The organism is Mesohalobacter halotolerans, from assembly GCF_006120725.1.
GTDB lineage: Bacteria > Bacteroidota > Bacteroidia > Flavobacteriales > Flavobacteriaceae > Psychroflexus > Psychroflexus halotolerans.
The window spans coordinates 1-2,369 of record NZ_SWMU01000007.1; the positions used below are offsets into that span (position 1 = coordinate 1).

2 tRNA genes and 1 rRNA gene are annotated in these 2,369 nt (G+C 45.0%); all 3 read left to right on the forward strand.

Features of this window, described 5'->3' with window-relative positions:
• Positions 1–239 precede the first annotated feature (239 nt).
• Positions 240–1,766, forward strand: a 16S ribosomal RNA gene (locus FCN74_RS11945).
• A gap of 81 nt (positions 1,767–1,847) precedes the next feature.
• Positions 1,848–1,921, forward strand: a tRNA-Ile gene (locus FCN74_RS11950).
• A gap of 99 nt (positions 1,922–2,020) precedes the next feature.
• Positions 2,021–2,094, forward strand: a tRNA-Ala gene (locus FCN74_RS11955).
• The last annotated feature ends 275 nt before the right edge of the window (positions 2,095–2,369 follow it).

Genomic DNA, 2,369 nt, shown 5'->3' on the forward strand with positions numbered 1-2,369 from the left:
AAAAAAAACAATATTTTTTTAAAAAAAAGTGTTTGTAGAAAGGAAAAAAGGTTTTACATTTGCACCCGCTTTCGGGCGAAAATTAAAATTAATTAAAACGTACATTGACATATTGAATTGACATGTCGATAATAATAAATCGACAACGCGTAAAGATAAGCGAAAAATAAACATACCCGAGTCAACAGATTTTGGTGTTTATGTATAGATTAGAAAGGTTTTTAATATTTACAGAAACAACAATGAAGAGTTTGATCCTGGCTCAGGATGAACGCTAGCGGCAGGCCTAACACATGCAAGTCGAGGGGTAACGCTGAGTGCTTGCACTCAGGCGACGACCGGCGCACGGGTGAGTAACGCGTATACAATCTGCCCTTTACTAAGGAATAGCCCATAGAAACGTGGATTAATGCCTTATGGTATCTCGAAGTCGCATGGCTTTTGGGATTAAAGATTACGGTAAAGGATGAGTATGCGTCCTATTAGCTATTATGTAGGGTAACGGCCTACATAGGCATTGATAGGTAGGGGTTCTGAGAGGGAGATCCCCCACACTGGTACTGAGACACGGACCAGACTCCTACGGGAGGCAGCAGTGAGGAATATTGGACAATGGGAGCAATCCTGATCCAGCCATGCCGCGTGCAGGAAGACGGTCCTATGGATTGTAAACTGCTTTTATACAGGAAGAAAAAGCCCGACGTGTCGGGTGTTGACGGTACTGTACGAATAAGGATCGGCTAACTCCGTGCCAGCAGCCGCGGTAATACGGAGGATCCGAGCGTTATCCGGAATTATTGGGTTTAAAGGGTCCGTAGGCGGGATAATAAGTCAGTGGTGAAAGTTTGTGGCTCAACCATAAAATTGCCATTGATACTGTTATTCTTGAGTTATTGTGAAGTGGTTAGAATGTGTAGTGTAGCGGTGAAATGCATAGATATTACACAGAATACCAATTGCGAAGGCAGATCACTAACAATACACTGACGCTGATGGACGAAAGCGTAGGTAGCGAACAGGATTAGATACCCTGGTAGTCTACGCAGTAAACGATGGTTACTAGCTGTTTGTCTTAATTGAGAGATAAGTGGCTAAGCGAAAGTGATAAGTAACCCACCTGGGGAGTACGTTCGCAAGAATGAAACTCAAAGGAATTGACGGGGGCCCGCACAAGCGGTGGAGCATGTGGTTTAATTCGATGATACGCGAGGAACCTTACCAGGGCTTAAATGCATATTGACAGGGGTAGAAATACCCTTTTCTTCGGACAATTTGCAAGGTGCTGCATGGTTGTCGTCAGCTCGTGCCGTGAGGTGTCAGGTTAAGTCCTATAACGAGCGCAACCCCTATGGTTAGTTGCTACCAGGTTAAGCTGAGAACTCTAGCCAGACTGCCGGTGTAAACCGCGAGGAAGGTGGGGATGACGTCAAATCATCACGGCCCTTACGTCCTGGGCTACACACGTGCTACAATGGTATGTACAATGAGCAGCCACTACGCGAGTAGGCGCAAATCTCAAAAGCATATCACAGTTCGGATCGGAGTCTGCAACTCGACTCCGTGAAGCTGGAATCGCTAGTAATCGCACATCAGCCATGGTGCGGTGAATACGTTCCCGGGCCTTGTACACACCGCCCGTCAAGCCATGGAAGCTGGGAGTGCCTGAAGTTCGTCACCGCAAGGAGCGACCTAGGGTAAAACTAGTAACTGGGGCTAAGTCGTAACAAGGTAGCCGTACCGGAAGGTGCGGCTGGAATATCTCCTTTTTTAGAGTATTTTGCTTTGTAAAGCAAATACGACTAAGTACAGTCTATACGGGCTTATCTTTACTTGTCAATTTGATAATCAGTCTCGTAGCTCAGCTGGTTAGAGCGCTACACTGATAATGTAGAGGTCGGCAGTTCGAGTCTGCCCGAGACTACAAGTCGAGTCGCAGACGAGTCCCGAAGCTTCGGGATAACCTGAGCTTGTCGAAGGGAGTCTGCCCAAGACTACATCAATTTTAAAAAACATTTATATAGGGGAATTAGCTCAGCTGGCTAGAGCGCCTGCCTTGCACGCAGGAGGTCATCGGTTCGACTCCGATATTCTCCACAAAAATAAGTTCTAAAAAAAAATGTAAATTAGCTTAGTGGTTAGAGTGTCCCGCCTTACGCGGGAGGTCATCGGTTCTTACGAATCGTCGGGGCGATATTCTCAACAATAAAAGGTATTTAAAAAATACGTGATAGTAAGGTTTAGTTTACAGTATTACTATTTTGAAGTTCTTTGACATATTGTAATAATAAAGAGTAGGCATTCTTATATAAATAAGGATGCGACATACAGAAGGTATAAAAAAGTTTGTAAAGGGCGTATGGTGGATGCCT